This is a genomic window from Listeria sp. MAN/IMW/UF555, from assembly GCF_058684075.1.
In genome coordinates, this window is sequence record NZ_JBZWZS010000002.1 from 324,112 (window position 1) to 340,948 (window position 16,837).

Below are 16,837 nucleotides of genomic sequence, written 5' to 3' on the forward strand. Positions count from 1 at the left end.
TATGAAAAAAATTGGTGTCCTTGCGCTTCAAGGTGCAGTTGATGAACATATCCAAATGATTGAATCAGCCGGTGCTCTTCCTTTTAAAGTAAAGCATTCAAATGATTTAGCTGGGCTTGACGGGCTTGTTTTACCAGGTGGTGAAAGTACAACGATGCGCAAGATTATGAAACGTTATGATTTAATGGAACCTGTTAAAGCATTTGCCAAGGAAGGTAAAGCTATCTTTGGGACTTGTGCGGGGCTTGTGCTTTTGTCAAAAGAAATTGAAGGTGGCGAAGAAAGCCTTGGATTACTTGAGGCTACAGCAATTCGTAACGGTTTTGGTCGTCAGAAAGAAAGTTTTGAAGCTGAGTTAAGCGTAGATGTTTTTGATGCCCCTACTTTTGAAGCCATTTTCATACGTGCACCCTACTTAATAGAACCAAGTGATGAAGTAACTGTATTAGCAACAATTGACGAAAAAATCGTTGCTGCTAAACAAGCGAATATTCTCGTAACTGCTTTTCATCCTGAGCTTACAAATGACAATCGTTGGATGCGGTATTTCTTAGAAAAAATGTTATAAGAAAACACCTCGGAAATCTGAAATAAGATTTCCGAGGTGTTTTTAGTCTAGCCAGAATTAATTACTTAGATAAAGAATTTATATAAATTTCTGCATTTTCTTTTGGGAGTCCCTTTGAAGCATATTCTTCAATTACGAATTTGTTTAGAGCAGGGAGATACTTAGATATATCCTCCCCAGATTCGTGCATCTTTTTCACTTCTACAATTGATACTTCTATATTCTTTTTTTGTGCGGATGTCAAATCATCATAAGCCATATTTTTTTCGTAATAGCTAATCATAACGTCCTTACTGACATCTTTTCGGTATGAATCTCCAACAAAAAAAAGTACAATTCCTGCGACAAAAATAAGACCTAACACCAGTCCCATTGTGCTAGTAATTCGAAATTTCCCTCTAGTTGACCGGCGTAGAGTATGAATTACAATTAAACCAATCGGATACACCAAGCATAGCGCAACCCCGATATACATCATTAACTCACCAGTATTTTGTATCATTGTTCTTCCTCCTTAGAAACGAAACTTGCTGAATCAAAACTGTGTCGAATCTCCGTTACAAGTGGATTACTCAAGTTAAAGCAGTTTTCGATTTTTCTGGAACCGGAAAATTCCGTTTCCCAAATCCCGCAAATAACTTTGCCATTTCGCATTACTTCATACACACGATATACCTCAGCTTGCCGTGCATCCATAACCCCATTGTAATCATATAGCCTTGCTTCAATAGAATCGATAGCATGATACCATATAATTTTCTTCTTAAGCAAGTTCCCATGTACCAAAGCATTTTCATATATTTTCACATAATTGGTAGCATTCAGGACGGACCAAACAAACCACAATCCTAAAATCGCCAAAATAATTAGTTTTATATTAAAAGAGCCACCTCTATAAAAAAAGCCAATAATAAAAGTAATAAAACATATAAAAACAGGTAGAATAAAACGTCCACTATTACTTCTTTTCAATGTAAGTATCGGGTAGTTCAATTCCTCGATAATTTCGTTAGAACGATTAAAAAAAACTTTATACATTGGAAAATTACGCTCAAATTCTTGTTGGAGTTTCTTTTTTCGCTGCCCACTTACTTTTGCTGAAAATAATACTACCGACCCAACAAAGATAATTACACCGATAAGCGACAACCACCTGATTAGATTCTGATCCATCTTATCCAACCCTTTCTTCTATGCGAGTAAATAAAGTGTTATTTTAGGCAGATTGCAACTGTAGATTTTGTCCATTATTTCAGTATAGCATGCGCAAATTTTAATGGAGTTTTAAAAATAGACTTTTTTTCGCTTGATTATGACAAAATTATGTAGGATGTTAAACAGTGCCAATGTTAGGTACAAAAAAAGAGAAGACAATATTTGTCTTCTCTTACATATGATTCGAAAAAATTTATTTATTCACTGCTTGCGCTGCTGTAATTAATGTTAAGTTATAAACGTCATCAGTATTACAACCACGAGATAAATCGTTTACTGGCGCATTTAAGCCTTGTAGAATTGGTCCAACTGCTTCAAAATTACCTAAACGTTGCGCAATTTTGTAACCAATGTTTCCTGCCTCTAGACTTGGGAAGATAAATACATTTGCATCCCCTTTAATAACGGAACCTGGCGCTTTTTTCTCAGCAACAGTTGGAACAAATGCCGCGTCAAATTGGAATTCACCATCAAGCGTTAATTCAGGTGCTTTTTCTTTTGCAATAGCAGTTGCTTCAACCACTTTTTCCGTTTCATCGGATTTTGCAGAACCTTTTGTAGAGAAACTTAACATTGCAACACGTGGGTCAATGCCGAAGATTTCTGCTGTTTCCGCACTTACAATCGCATTTTCCGCTAAGTCCGCTGCAACTGGTGCAATATTGATAGCTACATCACTGAATAAGTAACGTTCCTCACCGCGAACCATAATCATCGCACCGGCAACTTTACTTACGCCTGGTTTTGTTTTAATAATTTGTAGTGCTGGACGAACAGTGTCACCAGTAGAGTGAGCCGCGCCACTTACAAGACCTTCTGCTTTTCCAGTGTATACAAGCATTGTTCCAAAATAGTTTGGATCAACGAGCATTTTACGAGCAGCTTCTTCCGTTGCTTTCCCTTTACGACGCTCTACAAATGCAGCCACTAATTCATCAAAAAGTGGATCAGTCGCAGGGTCATGAATAGTAATCCCTTCAACAGAAACGCCAATTTCTTTTGCTTTTGCTTCAATTTCAGCTTTGTTTCCAAGTAAAATTGGTGTTACGATATTTTCCTTTTGCAGACGTGCAGCTGCTCCGACAATACGTTCGTCAGTTCCTTCTGGCAATACAATGCGCACGTTTTTCCCAGTAACTTGTCCTTTGATAGTAGTAAATAATTCACTCATGTACTATTTTCCTCCATTAATATAAATGTTATAGTTACCATTTTACTATAAAAACAACTAACTTGATAGAAAAAAAGCGATTAAAAACAGCTCCAGCACTTATTTCCGTGTATCAATACAGAGGTAAAAAGGCATGCTATTCAGTTAGAAGAGCACTGTCCCATTAGGAAACTTTTTTGCTGTTATACCCTACTATTTTGCTACTTTCCGAACAAATTCAAGAAAATACTTCATATTAAATTGCATTCGTGATAAAATGAACATAGTTGATAATGATTATCATGTTCACTACATAACATAAAAGGAGGCCTACGAGCTTATGCAATTAAATGAAACTGCTGTCGGCGAAAAAGTTCGCATCTCAGAGTTAAAAATCGAGAATGCGATGCTTAAACGCCGCTTACTTGCGCTTGGTTGCGATGAAGGTTGTGATATTTGTATCAAACAAAAAGGACTATTTGGTGGTCCATGCACTTTTGAAACAAAAGGACAATATATTAGTATTAGACAATGTGATGCTTGTGCCATTATGGTGGAACGCAGATGAGTCAAAATACATATTGCATACTCGGAAACCCGAACACTGGTAAAACTTCTTTATTTAATGCACTAACTGGCTCTTATGAATATGTAGGAAACTGGAGCGGAGTAACCGTTGAAAAGAAAGTTGGTACTTTACGTTCTAAAACAGGAAAATTAATTGATTTACCCGGTATTTATGACTTAAACCCTATCTCTCGTGATGAAACAGTTGTCACTAGATTTTTACTTGAAGAAAAATTCGATTGCATGTTAAACATTGTCGATTCCTCACAAATTGAACGCAATTTAAATTTAACTGTTCAACTGCTTGAGTACGGCGCGCCTGTTGTGATGGGACTTAACATGATAGATGTAGCTGCTGGACGCGGCATTCATTTAAACATCCAAAACTTAGCAAAAAAACTACGCATTCCGATTTTGCCAGTAGTTGCGCGCTCCGGAAAAGGAACCGAGGATATTTTATCTACTTTATCTGAAAAGCACGTGGCACCAGCGATTCCGCTTGTTTTACAATACGGCGAACCAGCTGAGAAAGCAATCAAAGAAATTCAGGCTTTAACAAAAGAACTGATTCCTGCTAAACAATCGCGCTGGTTAGCAATTCAATTTCTTTCCAAAAATGAAGTAACGGAAGCATTTTTAGCATCTAATTCAGCGTTTGAACAGTTGCAACAAATCCGTGCTGAGTTAGAAAGTGAACTCAACGGCAAACTAGAAAACCATTTCCACCAAGTGCGCGCGAGTTATATTCATGATATTTGTTTGACCTCAGTCGAATACACGCGCAATTCGGATATTCCACTATCAGACAAACTCGATAAAATTTTTACACATAAATTATTAGGAATTCCGATTTTCTTAGGAATTATGTGGTTGATTTTCCAAATAACCTTTACTTGGGTTGGCGCCCCGCTCTCAGACATGCTTGATGGTTTTATCGGCGGGTCGCTCACGGACTGGGTGACATCTTTCTTAACAACTATTGGTGCGTCTGGGTTTATCATTGATTTGGTCGCGGATGGCATCATCGCTGGCGTTGGCGGGGTTCTTGTCTTCGTTCCTCAAATCTTGGTTATTTTCTTCTTTATTTCCGTCTTAGAGGATTCTGGATATATGGCCAGAATAGCAGTTGTTATGGACCGAGTAATGGAAATTTTCGGCTTAAATGGGAAAGCTTTTATACCAATGATTATTGGTTTTGGTTGTAACGTACCCGGGATTATGGCTGCACGGTCAATTGAAGAATCCAAAGAGCGTACACTCACGATTCTTGTTTCACCATTTATGTCTTGTTCAGCCCGTCTTCCTGTTTATGCTCTTTTTGTAGGCGTGTTTTTCGAGAAACATCAAGCGCTTGTTGTCCTTTCTCTTTACGTTATTGGTATTTTAATGGCGCTGATAGTTACTAAAATTCTTTCAAAAACATTGCTTAAAAAAGATAATTCCGTATTCGTCGTTGAGCTACCTCCGTATCGTTTACCTTCACTCAAAACATTATGGCGCAGCACTTGGGAAAAAGGAAAAGGATTCTTGCGTAAAGCAGGCACATTTATTTTTGCAGGTTCGGTTATTATTTGGTTGTTAAACTACGCAGGACCATCCGGACTCGATGTACCAATGGGCGAAAGTTTCTTAGCAATCATTGGTGGAATGCTAGCACCACTGCTCGTTCCTTTAGGATTTGGTACTTGGCAAGCTGGCGCGACACTGATTCCTGGTTTTCTAGCAAAAGAAGTAGTCGTTTCTACAATGGCGATTATTTATGCAGTTGGAGAAAGTTCCCTTGGCAGCATCGTTAGCACCTTCTATACGCCACTTTCGGCTTATTGCTTTATGTTGTTCATCTTACTTTATATTCCGTGTTTAGCAACGGTTGCGGCGATTCGAAAAGAAACTAGTTCGTGGAAATGGACCGCATTCTCTGTAGCTTATCCACTTGTTACAGCTTACGTGTTAGTATTTCTTGTTTATCAAATCGGCAGTCTATTCGTTTAAGAGAGGGTGTTTTTCGTGAGTATTATCGTTAATTTATTACTTGGCGGAGCAATTTTTGGTTATACTATTTACGCGATTATAAAATTTGTAAAACGTAGCAAAGAAGGAAAATGCGGCGGCTGCGAACTCGAAAAAGCTTGTAATTGCGAGTCAGACGAACATACGAATTTGGATCATATATTTAAATAGCAAAAAAGAGCCTTCATCAAGGCTCTTTTTTTATTTCGTCTCCGGTTTTATCGTAACCGCAACAATTTCATATGGATTCCCCAACCTCGGAAAAGCTTTTTGATGAAAACTACCCGCGCCAAGTCCAGCAGAAATTATCATCGTCTTCCCATCTTTTGAATGCTCACCGTATACATACTCCGGCAACAGTGTTCGCTGTGGTCCAGGAGCAATCGCGCCAATATTTGTATAAGGAATCCGCACAATCCCGCCATGCGTATGACCACTTAAGGTTAAATCAAAGCCATTTTCCACATAAAGCTCAAAATAATCCGGCATATGTGACAAAAGAATTTGATAGTACTGCGAATCTTGCTGCGTTTTTATCTCCGCTATACCTTCTTTATAATAAGGATAATCATAATCTAAATTCGCACTACTCCGCAAACCAGACATCTGAAATTTCTGCCCGCCCACATCGATAGTAGCTGTTTTGTCTTCTAAGTTAACTACACCCATTTTTTCTAAAAAAGGCTTGTAATCGTCCTCATAGGCATTTTTAACATCGTATTCGTGGTTTCCGGGCGAATAATACACAGGCGCAATCTTCGTAAGCTTTTTAATAAGTTCTTTAGGAACACTATCCCCTTGTTTATCAAAAAGATCCCCTGTAATCGCAATCACATCTGGATTTAAATTTGCCACTTTATCTAACAATTTTTCATTTTTATCGCCAAATTCACTAAAATGCAAATCCGATAATTGCACTAGTTTAATCTCTTTTTCAATTTTAGTAGAGCTCACTTCATATTTTTTCACCGTCAGCCTAGTTCCTAGAAACCAGCCCACCACTAAAAGCACGATAATAATACTAACTAAAGTAACCCATTTCATCTTTATAGCCATTTTTTCACCTCTATGTTGCTGTTTTTGATGCTTTTACACAATTACTACCATTATAACCTAGATTTCAAAACACACGAAGAAAAAACTGCTAGAACTAGTTTCTCCCTTAAGTCAAAAATTATAATTTGACATAAACATAATTAGGTATATAATTAACTTATAAAAACTTATTTAAATTAAAAATAAACTTAAAATAAATTATAAAAGGTGGCGGAAATCATGAATCAAAAAGAAAGAATAGTGGAAGCACTGAAGCTACTAGAGAACAAGAAAACTATTTCTCAAGAAGAACTCATGCGAATTTTTTCCATTTCAAAAGATACGGCAAGGCGTGATATTTTAAAATTAGTCGAAAGCGGACTCGCAGAACGCTATCCAGGTGGAGTTTCACTACCAATTTTAAAACCTCAAATAGAAAGTTATACAAGTAGATTAGTGAAGCAGAGTGAACAGAAACAAGCAATTGCCTCAGCTGCTGGCGAAGTAATAAAAGACCATATGACTATCTATTTAGATGTTTCTACCACAGTTCATTTTTTGGCTTCAGACCTTGAGCAAAATGATTTATTGGTTGTGACTAATTCTATGGATAATGCAATCGCAGCATCTCAGAATGAAGCTAATAAAGTATACTTGCTTGGCGGTTTTTTCAACTTCCATTCACGTGTATTATCCGGCGAGCCTGTTTTAGGCCAACTCAAACAATTTAACTTTGATGTTGCTTTTATTGGTGGTGCTGGGTTAACGGATGAAGGTATCTTTTATTCAGAGCTTACAGATGTCTACCTAAAACAAGAGATTATCAGAAATTCCGAAAAAGTATACCTGTTAATTGATCATACGAAAGTGAATACAAAGACTGCATTCAAGCTTGATTTTTCTGGAATTGATGCCGTCATAACAAATGAGCCCCTGCCAAAAGATTTGATGCAACACCTTATTTCTAAAGAAGTAGAAGTTATATCTTTGAAAGGATTGTGAAAATAATGGCGATTATCAAAAACGTAAAAGTTTACAAAGAAAACGAGTTAATCAATGCAACAGTTATTACAGAAGGCAATCTGATAGCAGAAGTTTTTCCAACCAGTAAAATTATTCCCGAAAAATATTCAACAGAGCAAATTTTTGATGGAAATGGTCAGTTGCTCATACCCGGAATGATTGACGTTCATATCCACGGTGCAAAGAATTACGATATGATGGATGGTTCAACAGAAAGCATCCAAGCTGTATCTATGGCTTGTGCGGAAACAGGATGTACTAGTTTTTTAGTCACATCTGTTAGTTCTTCTTTGGAAGATTTGATTCAAATGATTAAGCAAACAAAAAAAGTGGTTGGAAAAGAGCAAGGTGCTAAAATTGCAGGAATTCACTTAGAAGGCCCCTACCTCAATATAGAAAAAAAGGGCATGCAAAATCCAGCTTATTTAAGACACCCTGACTTAAAAGAAATGAAACAAATTTTTGATGAAGCAGATGGTCTGATTAAAATGGTAACGATTGCGCCAGAATTGCCCGGTGGTATCGAACTCATTGACTTCTTGAAAAAAAGAGGAGTTGTTATTGCAATTGCGCATTCCAATGCAACTTATGAAGAGGCGCAAGATGCTTTTGAAAAAGGAGCAACACATATAACTCATTGCTTCAATGCTATGCCAGCAATCCATCACCGCGCACCAGGACTTGTTACAGCGGCTTTGGAAAATGATGCGGTAAGCGTTCAAACTATCGTAGACGGGGTCCATCTTCATCCTGGAATTGTGCGTCTCATCCATAAAATTAAAGGGCCAGATAAGATTGTTCTCACGACTGATGCCCTTCAAGCTATGGGAGTTGGCGACGGCGAGTATATTTTTGGCGGTCACCAAGTAACTGTTAAGGAAGGAATCGCACGCTTACAAGACGGAACGCTAGCTTCAAGCACCGTGACAATGAATAAATCGTTAAGGTTAAGTAATGAATTTGGTATTAGCTTACAAGACTCGATACAAATGGCCACAAGTACACCCGCAGAAATCCTCGGTATGAAAAAATTCGGTCGCATTGAAAAAGGCTATATCGCTGACTTAGTTTTACTCGATGAGAAATTCGAGGTTCTAACTACATGGATTAATGGTGAAAAATACTAAACGCGCTGGATTAATACCATCAAAGGAGTGGTTTATAAACGATGCCATTATTTAAACACGAAGGAACTTACTTTAACTATGAAATACAAGGAGAAGGTATCCCCTTTTTGTTTCTTCATGGACTAGGTGATAATTTAAAATTTGCTTTTGACACATTTAACAATGATGAAAAAATCCAATTAATTTCATTGGATCAAAGAGGTCATGGGAAAAGTGGACATGATTCCAGAAAACTTAGCTACGATAGCTTGGCGAGTGATGCACTAGCGTTAATGGATTATTTAGGCATACAGCATTTTTATGTCGGCGGATTATCTATGGGGGCTGGCGTTGCGGTGAATTTAGCAATCCATGCAGCAAATAAAGTGATGGGGCTTATATTACTTAGGAGCTCTGCGACAGATGAGCCCATGAAAAAACAAGTGATAGAATGGTTTAATACCGTAAGTATATATTTACCTAAAAAAAATGGTTCACAGTTATTTGAGCAAGACCCGCTATTTCCATCGATAAAAGATACCTACCCTAAAGCAATTGATACTTTTAAGCGATATTTTGAAGACGACGCCTCTGTTAATTACTATAAAAAATTTATTGATATACCTAGAGATAGGCCAATAAAAAGCAAAAATGAATTAACTAATGTGACGATGCCCACACTGATACTTGCAAATAACTATGATGTGATTCACCCGTTGGAATACAGTTTACTTTATGCACGTAATATAGAAAACGCAAAGTATTATGAACTCACGCCTAAGACTGTTGATGCAGAAAAACATAAACTCGAAATAGATACCTATATTAATACATTCATCTTAAGTAACTCAAAAAAGTAGCCCGCAATTCCATAGAAATAAAAAAAGCAGAAATCTTGTATAGTTTTTATACAAAGATTTCTGCTTATTTGTTATTTTACAGGAGGTGTAGAAACAATTGCTGTGATTTTACCAGTTATTTCCCAAGATTTCACTTCATTTGGTAAAACGAAATGATCTCCTTTTTTAATAGCCTGTTCGTTATCATCAATCGTAAGTACCGCTTCTCCGTCCAAAATACTCACTAACGTGTAAGGCGCTTTGGCCACAAATTCAGCCGTGCCATCCACTTCCCACTTATAAACGCTAAAGAAGTCATTCGATACAAAAGTAGTTTCGGTTAAATCATCGCGTGTTTCTGTTTTAATATCTAACTTCGCATCCACATGTGGCGCAGTTGTAACGTCAATTGCTTTATCTAAATGAAGTTCGCGCAAGTTTCCTTCTGCGTCTTTACGGTCGTAGTCATATACACGGTAAGTTGTGTCAGAGCTTTGTTGCGTTTCAAGTACTAAAGTGCCAGTACCTAGTGCATGAATCGTGCCACTTGGAACGTAATAAAATTCACCCGGTTTAATCGCTACTTTACGAAGCAATTTATCCCATTCGCCATTTTTTGCCCAGCTAGCGAATTCTTCTCTGCTTGCTGCTTTATGTCCATAAATTAATTCCGCACCCGGAGCGCAGTCAATAATATACCAGCATTCCGTTTTACCAAGTTCCCCGTTTTCATGTACTTTGGCATATTCATCATTTGGATGAACTTGTACAGAAAGATCCGTATTTGCATCCAAGATTTTTGTAAGTAATGGAAAAACAGCTTCTTTCGGATTGCCAAAAAGTTCTGGTTTTTCTTGCCATAATTCAGCTAAAGTTTTTCCTTTATATTCCCCGTTTTTGATGACAGAAGGACCATTTGGATGAGCGGAAATCGCCCAGTCTTCTCCAGTCGTTTTGGACGGAATATCGTAACCAAAGTAATCATGTAATTTCGTTCCACCCCAAATTCGATCTTGAAAAACAGGGTTTAAAAATAATGCTTCTTTCATTATACACTTACCTCCATTCCAGCGATTTTGCTGGGTTTTGTCACTTAAAAGTATATACTAATAACCGCTAAGATGCTAGTTATTTTCCGCCTAAAAAGCCTCTTTCTTTTATTTGTTCTGTTAAATTCGGATAATACGGCTTATCATAAAATTTTGCTAAACGTTCGGTATAAGACACAAAACCTTCCCGCTCAGAAAAAGGAATGATTTCTTGGTCATAAGCTTCAAGTAAAGGCATAACATCAGTTTGGTACGTTTCTTCAAAATAAACGGCTTCTTTCGGCAAGCGAGGTTTTACGGGAGCTTCTACATCCGGAACCCCGATACAAAGCCCAACGACCGGCATGACGTATTTTGGTAAAGCAAGAAACTCAGAAGTAGCTGTAATATTTCTCCGTAAACCACCAATACAAATTGTCCCATAATCAAGCGACTCAGCGGCTGTTAAAGCATTTTGCATACACAAACCTATATCCGTTGCTGCAACCATCAACAAATCTTCTTCACTAGCAATTTGGAAACTTTTGCCGTGCAGCTCACTTGCTACTTTTACACGGTGGAAATCTGCTACAAAACAAAGAAATACCGAACATTCAGCTATGTATGGTTGATTCCCGCAAAGTTCTGCCATTTTGTTTTTACGATCTTGGTCTTTAATCGCAATAATGGAATAATGCTGTCCATTAATCCATGACGGGGCTGCTTGAGCTGCTCGAATAATAGCATCGAGTTTTTCTTCCGGAATTTCGATACCCTGTTTATATTTCCGAAAAGAACGATGATTTCTGAGTAAAGTTAATACGTCATTCATATTTGTACCTCCTAGATTTATCATTTAGTTAAAGTATAGCTTGTTTTTCAGCAATTGTTAATGTTTTCTCTTGTATTTCTATCAGATATTTTCTACACTTAAAGAAAAAGAGGTGAAAAGATGTGCGCCAACAACAAATAGATTTTAAATGGCTAGAAGAAAACTTCCTGACTACAAATGAAGCCGCGACTTACTTAGGCATATCTAAGCAAGCTCTCCTTTCCTTAGCAAAACGCGATGTACTCCCGTTTACAAAAAAAGGAAATATGGTTCTTTTTCACCGAATAGATATTGAACTTCGATTAGAAAGCCAGCAAAGTTTACGCAAAAAATACCGCCCTTTTGAAACCTAATTTCACAAACAGCGAAACGGACGAACCACTTCTGATATGTTACACTCTAGTTAGTGATATTCTAAACAAGGAGTGATACATAATGAATGAAGCAGTAAAAACTTTAGATGGATGGTTTTGTCTACATGATTTTCGTTCGATTGACTGGGCAGCGTGGCGTGAATTAAATCCAGGAAATCAAGAACTTATGTTAAATGAGCTAAGCCACTTTTTAAGCGATATGGAAATCACAAAAAATATCGGTGAAGGTGAACATACCATTTACAGCATTCTTGGTCAAAAAGCGGATTTAGTATTCTTCACTTTACGTGATTCCTTAGAGGCTTTAAATGAAGTCGAGAACCGTTTTAATAAATTAGCCATTGCCGACTACTTATTACCAACGTATTCCTACATATCTGTTGTGGAATTAAGTAACTATCTAGCATCTCATATGGCTGGCGGCGAAGATCCTTACCAAAATAAAGGCGTTCGTGCGAGGCTTTACCCAGCTCTTCCGCCTAAAAAACACATTTGTTTCTATCCTATGAGTAAAAAACGTGACGGCGCCGATAATTGGTATATGCTTCCAATGGAAGAACGCCAAAAACTTATCCGCGATCACGGTCTTATTGGCAGAAGCTATGCTGGAAAAGTACAACAGATTATCGGTGGCTCCATCGGTTTTGATGACTACGAATGGGGTGTGACCTTATTTTCAGACGATGCACTAGAATTCAAACGAATCGTGACAGAAATGCGTTTTGATGAAGCAAGTGCGCGTTATGCTGAGTTTGGTTCCTTCTTCATCGGAAACCTTCTACCATCCGAAAATCTCTCCAAATTATTCACAATTTAAAGAAATACAAGCTGGAATTCCCTTTAATAACTCTTTTTTCAAAGATTTATTGAAACGAATTCCAGTTTTTTATTTCACAAAACTAACAATTTTGTAAGGATATCTTCCGTAATTGTCATTTGATACGATGGAACGACTTCTTATTAAACGATAGAATGATACATATACTAAATGAATCTAGTTTTAAGGAGAGAAAATAATGGAGACAGTTCTACAAGCAAAAAATGTAAGAAAAATTTATGGAAGCAAAGGAAATGTGTATACTGCACTTGAAAATATCAGTATTGATATTAAAGAAGGGGAATTCACTGGTATCATGGGACCTTCTGGGGCCGGTAAATCTACTTTACTTAACGTTTTATCTACTATTGATAAGCCAACTTCTGGTGAGATTATGATTTCTGGACAAGAACTTGAAAATATGAATGAACAACAAATGTCTACTTTCCGCCGCGATAAACTAGGTTTTATTTTCCAAGATTACAACTTACTAGATACACTCACAATCCGTGAAAATATTATCCTTCCACTTGCACTAGCAAAACGCCCGGTCAAAGAAATGGAAGAGAAATTAGCAATTATTAGTGAAAAATTCGGTATTACAGAAATTCTTGATAAATACCCAAGTGAAATCTCTGGTGGTCAAAAACAACGTACAGCTGCCTCACGTGCAATTATTACTTCACCTAGTTTGATTTTTGCCGATGAGCCAACTGGAGCACTTGATTCCAAATCTGCAACCAACTTACTTGAAAGCTTACGTGACTTAAATGAACAAGATAAAGCTACTATTATGATGGTTACACACGATGCATTTGCAGCAAGTTTCTGCAAACGAATTTTATTTATTAAAGACGGAGAATTATATACAGAAATCTATCGTGGAACAAAAACGCGTAAGGAGTTCTTCCAAAAAATTCTAGACGTCCTTGCAAAACTGGGGGGCGACACAGATGACGTTATTTGATTTAGCGAAGAAAAATATTAGACATAATTTTGTACATTACTTTTTATATTTCGCATCGATGATTTTCAGTATTATGATTTATTTTACCTTCCTTGTTCTTTCGAAGGATCCATCAGTCGTAGCTAGAATTGACCAATCTTCTAAGTTATCAACCGCGTTTTCTAGCTCCTCTGTCATTTTGCTTATATTCGTAGCAATTTTCATTCTTTATTCCAACAACTTCTTCACAAGAAAACGGAAAAAAGAAATCGGTCTTTATTCTTTACTCGGCCTTCGTAAAAAAGAAATTGGTCGGATGTTATTTTATGAAAATTTCATTATGGGTCTTGGCGCATTAGTAATTGGTATTTTGGCTGGTACACTGCTTTCGAAAATTTTCGTAACGATCTTACTTAACTTAATTAATCTCGATAGCATTGGCGGTTTTGCCTTTTCATGGGGAGCTGTTTTACAAACAAGTATTGTTTTTATTATCATTACTTTGTTTACATCTTTCACAGGTTACCGAATTATCTATCGCACAACATTGTTAGACCTATTCCACTCCGAATCAAAACGCGAAAAAAGCCCAAAACCTTCTTTTATTTTGGCGCTACTTTCCATCGTATTAATCGCACTTGGTTACTTCATCGCTGGGCAACCGCTTGATTCTAAAAATTCATTATGGGCGCAATTAGGTTTTTCTATCGGAGCACTTGTTATTTTAGCTTCAGTAATTGTTGGTACGTCTTTGTTTATTACCTTTTTCTTACCATATTTACTTACAAAGCTAAGAAACAACAAACGGATTTTTTATAAAGGTAGTAATATCATTTCTACCTCTCAGTTGAACTTTAGAATTTCATCCAATGCAAAAACGTTAATTATTATTTCTATTTTAAGTGCAACGACCTTGTCTGCTATTGGAACGATAAGCAGTATATACTATCAAGCAAATACATCAGCAAACACTTCTGCACCATCAAGTTTTGAGTATCAAGTTCCATCAGACAAAGCACTAAATGATAAAATCGTGAAAACAGCTGAAAGTGACTCTGATCACCCAGTTGAGTACGAACAAAAGAGCACTTACTACACTGTCAAGGCAGAAGGAACTCGACCAGACTTTGTAGAATACAATATAAATGAAGGTTTCCCAGTTATTTCTCAATCTGAATATAATTCACTTGTTAAAAAACAAGGCAATCCCGAAAATGCGGCTAATTTAAAAGCTAATGAAGCACAAATGGTACTTTCAGTCACTTATGATGAAAAAGCGCAAAAACAAATGATTGGCGAAAAATATACATTAGCTTCACCAAGCAAACCAAATGTTGAAATTAAATCAGTTGTTCAGAATTCACCAATTGCTTCCGTTATGGGCTTACTCGTTCTTCCTGATGAAAGAGTTGCCATGATAGGGACTGATAAGAATATCCCATCTCAAACAGTTGAATCTATTACTGTAAAAGATGCAAAACAAGCGCAAGATTTAGATAAAAAAATGCAGTCACTAGTTCCAAAAGATAGCAATCTCATTTCTTACGCAGCTACTTATCAACAAATCATCACAGTAACCGGTGTACTTCTATTTATCGGTATGTTTATCGGTTTTGTTTTCCTAGCAGCGACAGGAAGTATTATCTACTTCAAACAGCTTACAGAAGCATATAACGACATCGGTACATTTGACATCTTGAAGAAAATTGGTCTTACTAAAAAAGACATCCGCAAAATTCTTGCTAAACAATTACTCGTTGTATTCTTGATTCCATTAGTTATCGGAATTGCGCACAGTAGTTTTGCACTTGTTGGACTTTCACATATGCTGGCACTAGATTTAACACTACCAGTTGTGATTTCTACCGGTGTCTACACATTAATGTACATTGTGTATTACTTTGTCACTCTAAATAGCTATACGAACATTGTTTTCGGTAAAAAATAATAAAAAAAGTCCTCTAATTATTTAGAGGACTTTTTTGCGATATAAGCAAAGATACTAGAGAGAAAAGCGGATGCTCCCATTAAAAATTGCATTCCAAATACTTGTCTTTCATTACTACCAAACGTAATTGACAAATTTTCTTTTGCAAAATCAATCCAGTTTGTTACAGATAAATAATTTGTAAGCAAAATGAAAGCTGCTCCCATAAGAATTCCAATTAATAAAAGCGAGACTTTGCGCCATGCCAGTACTGCTACTGTCAAGAAAATCACGGCTACAAAACAAGCAAAGTAAGCATCAAGTGAAGTTGTAAATAAATAGCCTTCTTTAATACTATCCGAATGTAGTTGTTTAAAAATCGTTACAGCTGCAAAAATTGCCGTAACAGCACCAATAATCGCGAAAAAGCCAGCTGCGTAACGCCATTTGTTTTTCCAAGACTGATCTTCGCTTATCTCTTTTAAAGAGAATTTCGGGCCAATTAATAACGCGATTAACACTAAAATACTACTGATAACTAGTAACGTTCCTGACCACTCAAACGGCTGCGCATATTCCAATTTCGCAAAAATTCTTAGTTGGTAATAATACACCGAAAACGCTTGAAATAAAGCAAAACAACTGATTAAAATAATACTTACTAATCGAAGCTTTTCTCTTTTAATAAGACCAAAACCAATAATAAATAATGCTAAACCAAAAATAAGTAACATCCAATAATTCCAAACAAATGTAAAGCTATCTTTCTCTGCACTAAAATATCCAACCATGGCGCTCACAAAGCTGTAAAGTTGAGTCACACCTAGCGCAATTAGCAAACTACCACATATTCCTCTTAATTTTTCAGGCAATTTGCCCACTTCCCTTCCTATTTAAGTTTTCCCATGTTACTCTAAAACCGAGGTGATAAAAATGAACTGGACCATTTGGGATAAAACACAACCTGCCCCACTAGAACTATTACTAGAAGCTGATCCGAGTGAAGACCAAATTGCGAAATACCTTGATAAATCACGCGTTTTCCAACTAAATGATACCGATAAAACAATTGGCGTCGTTTGCTTGCTTCCATTAAATAATAAGCAACTTGAAATTATGAATATTGCTGTTCTACCTACCCAGAGAAATCAAGGAATTGGTAAAAAACTCCTTGAAAAAGCGTTTGATTTTGCTTTACAAAACAACTTCACTGAAATCATTGTTAAAACAGGTAATTCAAGTATTGACCAACTTGCTTTTTATCAAAAAAACGGCTTTCGGATGCAACAAATTGTTCCAAATTATTTTATAGAACATTATAAAGGGCAAACCATTGTCGAAAACGGTATTGCTTGCGTAGACCAAATCATTCTTTCGAAAGAAATAAAATCCTGATGAAG

19 protein-coding genes are annotated in these 16,837 nt (G+C 36.8%); 12 read left to right on the forward strand and 7 right to left on the reverse strand.

Annotated features, from left to right (window positions below; translation table 11 throughout):
- The first annotated feature begins 1 nt into the window (after window position 1).
- Window positions 2–568 carry a pyridoxal 5'-phosphate synthase glutaminase subunit PdxT gene (gene pdxT / locus AC4PG8_RS08735; RefSeq protein ID WP_185540797.1) on the forward strand — a complete coding sequence of 189 codons (567 nt, stop codon included), beginning with the start codon at window positions 2–4 and terminating at the stop codon, window positions 566–568.
- 61 nt (window positions 569–629) lie between these two features.
- Here the strand turns inward: pdxT and AC4PG8_RS08740 are convergent, their stop codons facing one another.
- The 3 genes from AC4PG8_RS08740 to pta form a co-directional block, all read right to left on the reverse strand.
- Window positions 630–1,070: a hypothetical protein gene (locus tag AC4PG8_RS08740; RefSeq protein ID WP_160464463.1), complete on the reverse strand. Its 441-nt coding sequence runs from the start codon at window positions 1,068–1,070 to the stop codon at window positions 630–632.
- Window positions 1,067–1,741 (reverse strand): hypothetical protein, encoded by a 675-nt coding sequence (locus AC4PG8_RS08745; protein WP_492170264.1) that lies wholly within the window; start codon window positions 1,739–1,741, stop codon window positions 1,067–1,069. The genes AC4PG8_RS08740 and AC4PG8_RS08745 overlap by 4 nt, the downstream gene beginning before the upstream one ends.
- 235 nt (window positions 1,742–1,976) lie before the next feature.
- The gene (gene pta / locus AC4PG8_RS08750) at window positions 1,977–2,954 is read right to left on the reverse strand and encodes a phosphate acetyltransferase (protein ID WP_003769680.1); all 978 of its coding nucleotides are present in this window, start codon (window positions 2,952–2,954) and stop codon (window positions 1,977–1,979) included.
- A gap of 319 nt (window positions 2,955–3,273) precedes the next feature.
- Here pta and AC4PG8_RS08755 point away from each other — a divergent pair, with 319 nt between their 5' ends.
- Genes AC4PG8_RS08755 through AC4PG8_RS08765 form a run of 3 tightly spaced genes read left to right on the forward strand, consistent with a single transcriptional unit; the run spans window position 3,274 to window position 5,681 of the window.
- Window positions 3,274–3,501 (forward strand): FeoA family protein, encoded by a 228-nt coding sequence (locus AC4PG8_RS08755; RefSeq protein ID WP_003722363.1) that lies wholly within the window; start codon window positions 3,274–3,276, stop codon window positions 3,499–3,501.
- The gene (gene feoB / locus AC4PG8_RS08760; RefSeq protein ID WP_160464461.1) at window positions 3,498–5,492 is read left to right on the forward strand and encodes a ferrous iron transport protein B; all 1,995 of its coding nucleotides are present in this window, start codon (window positions 3,498–3,500) and stop codon (window positions 5,490–5,492) included. Before AC4PG8_RS08755 ends, feoB begins: the two co-directional genes overlap by 4 nt.
- Before the next feature lie 6 nt (window positions 5,493–5,498).
- A complete protein-coding gene (locus tag AC4PG8_RS08765) occupies window positions 5,499–5,681 on the forward strand; it encodes a FeoB-associated Cys-rich membrane protein (protein ID WP_003769684.1) in 183 nt (60 codons plus the stop codon).
- A 30-nt stretch (window positions 5,682–5,711) separates the two neighbouring features.
- On the opposite strand, the gene AC4PG8_RS08770 is transcribed toward AC4PG8_RS08765, so the two are convergent.
- A complete protein-coding gene (locus tag AC4PG8_RS08770; protein ID WP_070753770.1) occupies window positions 5,712–6,566 on the reverse strand; it encodes a metallophosphoesterase in 855 nt (284 codons plus the stop codon).
- A gap of 219 nt (window positions 6,567–6,785) precedes the next feature.
- Here AC4PG8_RS08770 and AC4PG8_RS08775 point away from each other — a divergent pair, with 219 nt between their 5' ends.
- From AC4PG8_RS08775 to AC4PG8_RS08785, 3 genes are read left to right on the forward strand one after another with little or no spacing between them, the layout of a single operon-like run.
- Window positions 6,786–7,547, forward strand: coding sequence for a DeoR/GlpR family DNA-binding transcription regulator (locus AC4PG8_RS08775; protein WP_070753771.1), 762 nt, complete (start codon window positions 6,786–6,788; stop codon window positions 7,545–7,547).
- A gap of 5 nt (window positions 7,548–7,552) precedes the next feature.
- A complete protein-coding gene (nagA, locus tag AC4PG8_RS08780) occupies window positions 7,553–8,695 on the forward strand; it encodes an N-acetylglucosamine-6-phosphate deacetylase (protein ID WP_185625430.1) in 1,143 nt (380 codons plus the stop codon).
- 41 nt (window positions 8,696–8,736) lie between these two features.
- Window positions 8,737–9,534, forward strand: a complete 798-nt coding sequence (locus tag AC4PG8_RS08785; RefSeq protein WP_185625431.1) for an alpha/beta fold hydrolase — start codon at window positions 8,737–8,739, stop codon at window positions 9,532–9,534.
- A gap of 71 nt (window positions 9,535–9,605) precedes the next feature.
- Here the strand turns inward: AC4PG8_RS08785 and manA are convergent, their stop codons facing one another.
- Entirely contained in the window at window positions 9,606–10,562 is a 957-nt protein-coding gene (manA, locus tag AC4PG8_RS08790) for a mannose-6-phosphate isomerase, class I (RefSeq protein ID WP_492170265.1), read from the reverse strand.
- Between the two features lie 79 nt (window positions 10,563–10,641).
- Window positions 10,642–11,373, reverse strand: a complete 732-nt coding sequence (locus AC4PG8_RS08795) for an NADPH-dependent oxidoreductase (RefSeq protein WP_003763397.1) — start codon at window positions 11,371–11,373, stop codon at window positions 10,642–10,644.
- A gap of 122 nt (window positions 11,374–11,495) precedes the next feature.
- Here AC4PG8_RS08795 and AC4PG8_RS08800 point away from each other — a divergent pair, with 122 nt between their 5' ends.
- From AC4PG8_RS08800 to AC4PG8_RS08815, 4 genes are all read left to right on the forward strand, one after another.
- Entirely contained in the window at window positions 11,496–11,726 is a 231-nt protein-coding gene (locus AC4PG8_RS08800) for a helix-turn-helix domain-containing protein (protein WP_003769692.1), read from the forward strand.
- Between the two features lie 82 nt (window positions 11,727–11,808).
- On the forward strand, window positions 11,809–12,564 hold the full coding sequence (gene hemQ / locus AC4PG8_RS08805) for a hydrogen peroxide-dependent heme synthase (protein WP_003763401.1): 756 nt from the start codon (window positions 11,809–11,811) through the stop codon (window positions 12,562–12,564).
- Between the two features lie 199 nt (window positions 12,565–12,763).
- Window positions 12,764–13,531 (forward strand): ABC transporter ATP-binding protein, encoded by a 768-nt coding sequence (locus tag AC4PG8_RS08810; RefSeq protein ID WP_070024723.1) that lies wholly within the window; start codon window positions 12,764–12,766, stop codon window positions 13,529–13,531.
- Window positions 13,518–15,458 carry an ABC transporter permease gene (locus AC4PG8_RS08815; protein WP_492170266.1) on the forward strand — a complete coding sequence of 647 codons (1,941 nt, stop codon included), beginning with the start codon at window positions 13,518–13,520 and terminating at the stop codon, window positions 15,456–15,458. The genes AC4PG8_RS08810 and AC4PG8_RS08815 overlap by 14 nt, the downstream gene beginning before the upstream one ends.
- Before the next feature lie 17 nt (window positions 15,459–15,475).
- Here AC4PG8_RS08815 and AC4PG8_RS08820 read toward each other — a convergent pair whose 3' ends face one another.
- Window positions 15,476–16,309 carry a hypothetical protein gene (locus tag AC4PG8_RS08820; RefSeq protein WP_492170267.1) on the reverse strand — a complete coding sequence of 278 codons (834 nt, stop codon included), beginning with the start codon at window positions 16,307–16,309 and terminating at the stop codon, window positions 15,476–15,478.
- Between the two features lie 61 nt (window positions 16,310–16,370).
- Here AC4PG8_RS08820 and AC4PG8_RS08825 point away from each other — a divergent pair, with 61 nt between their 5' ends.
- Window positions 16,371–16,832: a GNAT family N-acetyltransferase gene (locus tag AC4PG8_RS08825; protein WP_492170268.1), complete on the forward strand. Its 462-nt coding sequence runs from the start codon at window positions 16,371–16,373 to the stop codon at window positions 16,830–16,832.
- The last annotated feature ends 5 nt before the right edge of the window (window positions 16,833–16,837 follow it).